A 5,913-nucleotide genomic window follows, 5' to 3' on the forward strand; every position below is an offset into this window, starting at 1 on the left:
CGTGGCCGACCTGCAGGACGGGGCGGCGCGCGTGCTCGGCGTGATCGAGCTGAAGGACATCGTGAAGGGCGGCATCAAGGAGCGCTTCGCGGAACTGCGCAAGATGGGCATCAAGACCGTGATGGTGACGGGCGACAACCGGCTGACGGCCGCGGCGATCGCGGCGGAAGCGGGCGTCGACGATTTCCTCGCGGAAGCGACGCCGGAAACCAAGCTCGCGACGATTCGCGAGCATCAGGCGGCTGGGCGCCTCGTCGCGATGACGGGCGACGGCACCAACGACGCGCCGGCGCTCGCGCAGGCCGACGTCGCGGTCGCGATGAACACCGGCACGCAGGCGGCGAAGGAAGCCGGCAACATGGTCGACCTCGACTCGAACCCGACCAAGCTGATCGAGATCGTCGAGATCGGCAAGCAGATGCTGATGACGCGCGGGTCGCTCACCACGTTCTCGATCGCGAACGACATCGCGAAGTACTTCGCGATCATCCCGGCCGCGTTCGTGACGACCTATCCGCAACTGCGCGTGCTCGACATCATGCATCTGACGTCGCCGGCGTCCGCGATCCTGTCGGCGGTGATCTTCAATGCGTTGATCATCGTCGCGCTGATTCCGCTCGCGCTGAAGGGCGTGACCTACCGGCCGCTCGGCGCGGCGTCGCTGCTGCGCCGCAACCTGCTGGTGTACGGCCTCGGCGGTGTGCTGCTGCCGTTCCCGTTCATCAAGCTGATCGACATGACGCTCGCCGCGCTCGGCTGGGCCTGAGCCGGCCGCACTTGAAGGAACCATCATGAAAACGTTGATTCGCCCGCTCGTCGTGCTTTTTGTCGTGCTGACCGCCGTGACCGGCCTCGCTTATCCGGCCGTGATGACCGTGTTCGGTCAGGCCGTGTTCCCGTCGCAGGCCAACGGCAGCCTGATCGAGCAGAACGGCAAGGTCGTCGGCTCCGCGCTGATCGGCCAGCCGTTCGACGCGCCGAAGTACTTCTGGGGCAGGCTGTCGGCCACCGCGCCGATGCCGTACAACGCGGCAGGCTCCGGTGGCTCGAACCTCGGCCCGTTGAACCCGTCGCTCGCCGACCAGGTGAAGGCGCGCATCGCCGCGCTGCGAGACGCGGGCACCGACCTGTCGAAGCCGGTGCCGGTCGACCTCGTGACGGCGTCGGCGAGCGGCCTCGATCCGGAGATCACGCCGGCCGCGGCTGCATATCAGGTCGAGCGCGTTGCGAAGGCGCGCAACCTGGCGCCGGACGCGGTCGCGCAACTCGTCGCCGCGAACACGGCGGGCCGCCAGTTCGGCGTGCTCGGCGAGCCGCGCGTGAACGTGCTGAAGCTGAATCTCGCGCTCGACGCGGCGCAGGCCGCGCACTGAGCGAGCGTGCATGCGGGCTCCCCGGCGCGGCTGGCTGCGCCGCCGGGCCCGACTTCGTTTCGACGGCGCTCGCGCCGTCTTTGCCTTTTGCGGCGATTTGGAACCACAATGGCTGTATCTCGCGCGCCATCCGGCGTGTCGCCCTCCTGACGCATGAACCGCCCCGATCCCGACCAACTCCTCGACAAGCTGCAGCGCGATGAAGAAAAGCAGCGGCGCGGCCAGCTCAAGATCTTCTTCGGCGCGTCCGCCGGCGTCGGCAAGACCTACGCGATGCTGCAGGCCGCGCGCCAGCGCGTGCAGGAAGGCGTCGACGTCGTCGTCGGCATCGTCGAGACCCACGGCCGTGCCGAAACCGCCGCGCTGCTCGACGGCCTCGACGTGTTGCCGCCCGCCCGCATCGACTATCGCGGCCGCCCGCTCGCCGAATTCGATCTCGACGGCGCGCTCGCGCGAGCGCCGCAACTGATCCTCGTCGACGAGCTCGCGCATTCGAACGTGCAGGGCGCACGGCACCTGAAGCGCTGGCAGGACGTCTACGAGCTGCTCGACGCGGGCATCGACGTGTATACGACCGTCAACGTCCAGCACCTCGAAAGCCTGAACGACGTGGTCGGCGCGATCACCGGCATCCGCGTGTGGGAGACCGTGCCCGATCGCGTGTTCGACGCGGCCGACGAAGTCACGCTCGTCGACCTGCCGGCCGAGGAACTGCTCGAGCGGATGCGCGACGGCAAGGTCTATCTCGTGCAGCAGGCCGAGCGCGCGGTGCGCAACTTCTTCCGCAAGGGCAACCTGATCGCGCTGCGCGAACTCGCGCTGCGGCGCACGGCCGATCGCGTCGACGCGCAGATGCGCGAGTACCGCGCCGACCGTTCGATCCAGCGCATCTGGCAGGCGCGCGAGCGGCTGCTGGTGTGCGTCGGGCCCGGCCCCGAAGCGCCGACGCTCGTGCGCGCGGCGGCGCGGCTCGCGGCGAGCCTGAAGGCCGACTGGATCGCCGTGTACGTCGAGACGCCGCGCCTGCAACGGTTGCCCGACGCGCGGCGGCAGCGCACGCTCGACGCGCTGAAGCTCGCGGCCGAACTCGGCGCGGAGACGGCCACGCTCGCCGGTGCGGATGCGGTCGCCGCGCTGATCGGCTATGCGAAGGTGCGCAACGTGTCGAAGCTCGTCGCGGGCGGCTCGCCGAAGGTCGGGCTCGTGCGCCGCTTCGCGCGGCCGTTCGGCGAGCAGCTGGCGGAGCGCGCGGGCGACGTCGACCTGATGCTGATTCGCGCGTCCGCGAGCGACGAGACGCGCGCCGTACCGCTCGACGCACGGGCGCGCGACTGGCGCGATGCGTTCGCGCAGTTCGGCACGCACCGCTCGCCGCCGCGCCATTACGCGTATGCGGCCGCGATCTGCGCGGCGATCACCGTCGTCGCGAGCGTCGTGTCCGGGCGGCTCGACCTCACGAACCTCGTGATGCTGTACCTGCTCGGCGTGGTGTTCTCGGCCGTGCGGCTCGGGCGCGGCCCGGGCGTGCTGCAGTCGTTCCTGTCGGTGGCCGCGTTCGATTTCTTCTTCGTGCCGCCGCGCATGTCGTTCTCGGTCAGCGACACGCAATACCTGCTGACCTTCTTCGGGATGCTGCTGACGTCGCTCGTGATCAGCCACCTGACGTCGACGCTGACGCGCCAGGCGAGCGTCGCGCAGCGCCGCGAGCGCCGCACCGGTGCGATCTACGCGATGGCGCGCGAGCTCGGCGCGGCGCTGACGACCGAGCAGATCGTCGAGATCGGCAGCCGCCACGTGGGCGAGGTGTTCCGCGCGCGTGTCGCGTTCCTGCTGCCCGACAGCGCGGACCAGGTGCGGCAGAAGATCGAGGAGCCCGACGCGGCCGTCACGCTGACCGGTGCCGAGCTCGACAGCGACGTCGGCCAGTGGGTGTACGACCAGCAGAAGCCGGCCGGGCGCGGCACCGATACCTTGCCGGCGACGGCCGCGCTGTACCTGCCGCTGAAGGCGCCGATGCGCACGCGCGGCGTGCTGGCGGTCGCGTCGCGCGAGCCGCGCGAACTCGAGGTGCCCGAGCAGCAGCGGATGCTCGACGCATTCGCCGCGCAGATCGCGCTCGCGCTGGAGCGTGTGCACTACGTCGAGATCGCGCGCGACGCGCTCGTCAACATGGAGTCCGAGCGGCTGCGCAACTCGCTGCTGTCGGCGATCTCGCACGACTTGCGCACGCCGCTCACGACGATCGTCGGCTTTTCGTCGATGCTCGCGAACGGGCGCGCGGCCGCGCAGGCGGGCGACGCCGCGGCGGCCGCGCGGCTCGCGCAGCGCGAGGGCGAACTCGTCGACGCGATTCACGACGAGGCGCTGCGGATGACGGGCATCGTCACGAACCTGCTCGACATGGCGCGGCTGCAGGCCGGCAGCCTGCAGCTCAAGCGCCAGTGGTCGCTGCTCGAGGAAACGGTCGGCGCTGCGCTCGCCGCCTGCCGGCGCGTGCTCGCGCGCCATCCCGCGCGCGTCGCGCTGCCGGCCGACCTGCCGCTGCTGCAGATGGACGCGGTGCTGATGGAGCGCCTGTTCACCAACCTGTTCGAGAACGCGGCGAAGTACACGCCGCCCGATACGTCGCTCGACATCGGTGCCGAGCGCGTGACCGAGGACGGGCAACCATTCGTGCGCGTGCACGTCGACGATCATGGCCCGGGCCTGCCGGCCGGGATGGAAACGCGGATCTTCGACAAGTTCACGCGTGGCGAGAAGGAATCGGCGACGCCTGGCATCGGGCTCGGCCTCGCGATCTGCCGCGCGATCGTCGAGGCGCACGGCGGTAAAATCGGCGCGCTCAACCGCACCGCGCCCGACGGCCACGTGACGGGCGCGCGCTTCTGGTTCACGCTGCCGGTCGACACGCCGCCGGCCGCGCCGGCCGTGCCCGACGACGAATCCGACCTGCCGGGCGCATCGCCCCCATCCGAGTCATTGCCAGACCATGAGTGAACCCAGCCTGACCGTCGTCCTGATCGAGGACGAAAAGCAGATCCGCCGCTTCGTGCGCGCCGCGCTCGAAGAGGAGGACATCGCGGTGTTCGAGGCCGAGACGGGCAAGCAGGGGCTGATCGACGCGGCGACGCGCAAGCCCGATCTCGTGATCGTCGACCTCGGCCTGCCCGATACCGACGGCCTCGACGTGATCCGCGAGCTGCGCGGCTGGTCCGAGGTGCCGGTGATCGTGCTGTCCGCCCGCACGCAGGAAGAGGAGAAGGTCGCGGCGCTCGACGCGGGCGCCGACGACTACCTGACCAAGCCGTTCGGCGTGTCCGAACTGCGTGCGCGGATGCGCGCGCAACTGCGCCGGCGCAACCAGGGCGGCGCGAACGAGTCGCCGAAGGTGAGCTTCGGCACCGTGACCGTCGATCTCGCGCTGCGCCAGGTGTGGCGCGACGACGCGATCGTCCACCTGACGCCGCTCGAATACCGGCTGCTCGCGACGCTCGTGCGTCACGCGGGGCGCGTGCTCACGCACCGCCAGCTGCTGCGCGACGTGTGGGGGCCGTCGCACGTCGAGAGCCATCACTATCTGCGCATCTACATGGCGCACCTGCGCCAGAAGCTCGAGGCCGATCCCGCGCAGCCCGAGCACATCGTCACCGAGACGGGCGTCGGCTACCGGCTCGTCGGCGCCGTGTGACGGGCGGTGCGCGGCGGCGCATGCGGCCGTGACGCCGCGCATCGGCACGGTTGCGCCGGCGCGACAGTCTCTCGACCGGCGCCGGCCTTGCACACCCGTTGCGCAATCCCCGCTATCCTGACCGTTCCGCGAACGAAAACGAGGAGCGTGCAATGTCCGTCCGTCTGGTCGTCATCCGTGCGCTGGCGCTGGTCGCGCCCGGCGCGTTCGCCCAGCCGTTGCCGCCCGGGCAGCAGCCGCCCGCGCAGGTGGCGCTGGCCAATCCCGCGTCAGTCAACTGCGAGAAGCTCGGCGGTCGCCACGTGATCCGCAACCTGTCGAGCGGGCAGGTCGGGATGTGCGTGTTCGAGGATGGCCGCGTGTGCGAGGAGTGGGCGCTGTACCGCGACGATCGCTGCGTCGGCGGCGGTGCGCCGAAGCGCGTGGCGAACTGAGCGCGGCCGGCCGATCGCGCCCCGCATCGGCCACCGACGTGGCCGGCAGCCGGCAGGTCCGTAAGCCTCTTGTTATACTCGGCGCCGCCCGGGGACGACCCCGGGCCATTCGCTTCAACGGGGACGGCCCCATCCGATCTGGAGTACGTCGAGATGGCGTGGGTATGGTTGTTGATCGCCGGTTTGCTGGAAGTGGCCTGGGCGGCCGGCTTGAAATCGTCGGACGGCTTCACGAAGCTCGGTCCGTCGGTGTTTACGATCGTGACGGCGCTGGCCAGCTTCGGGCTGCTCGCGGTCGCGATGCGCCAGTTGCCGCTCGGCACCGCATACGCGGTGTGGACGGGCATCGGCGCGGTCGGCGCGTTCGTGTTCGGTATCGTGATGATGGGCGAGGCGCTGACCGTCGCGCGCGTCGCGA

The 5,913-nt window shown here is 70.4% G+C and carries 6 protein-coding genes; all 6 read left to right on the forward strand.

Going from position 1 to position 5,913, the window contains the following annotated elements; all coding sequences use genetic code 11:
* A partial coding sequence (locus JMF90_RS20635) for an HAD-IC family P-type ATPase (RefSeq protein ID WP_201325372.1) occupies positions 1-766 on the forward strand: 766 nt, incomplete at its 5' end.
* 25 nt (positions 767-791) lie between these two features.
* Positions 792-1,373, forward strand: a complete 582-nt coding sequence (gene kdpC, locus JMF90_RS20640) for a potassium-transporting ATPase subunit KdpC (protein WP_054928022.1) — start codon at positions 792-794, stop codon at positions 1,371-1,373.
* Positions 1,374-1,526: 153 nt separating this feature from the next.
* Entirely contained in the window at positions 1,527-4,370 is a 2,844-nt protein-coding gene (locus JMF90_RS20645; RefSeq protein ID WP_054928021.1) for a sensor histidine kinase KdpD, read from the forward strand.
* Positions 4,363-5,061 carry a two-component system response regulator KdpE gene (gene kdpE, locus JMF90_RS20650; protein ID WP_011545833.1) on the forward strand — a complete coding sequence of 233 codons (699 nt, stop codon included), beginning with the start codon at positions 4,363-4,365 and terminating at the stop codon, positions 5,059-5,061. The genes JMF90_RS20645 and kdpE overlap by 8 nt, the downstream gene beginning before the upstream one ends.
* Before the next feature lie 152 nt (positions 5,062-5,213).
* Positions 5,214-5,495: a DUF333 domain-containing protein gene (locus JMF90_RS20655; RefSeq protein ID WP_054928020.1), complete on the forward strand. Its 282-nt coding sequence runs from the start codon at positions 5,214-5,216 to the stop codon at positions 5,493-5,495.
* Between the two features lie 153 nt (positions 5,496-5,648).
* A partial coding sequence (locus JMF90_RS20660; RefSeq protein WP_201325373.1) for a multidrug efflux SMR transporter occupies positions 5,649-5,913 on the forward strand: 265 nt, incomplete at its 3' end.

Source organism: Burkholderia sp. E168m23 (assembly GCF_016586125.1).
Classification (GTDB): domain Bacteria; phylum Pseudomonadota; class Gammaproteobacteria; order Burkholderiales; family Burkholderiaceae; genus Burkholderia; species Burkholderia orbicola.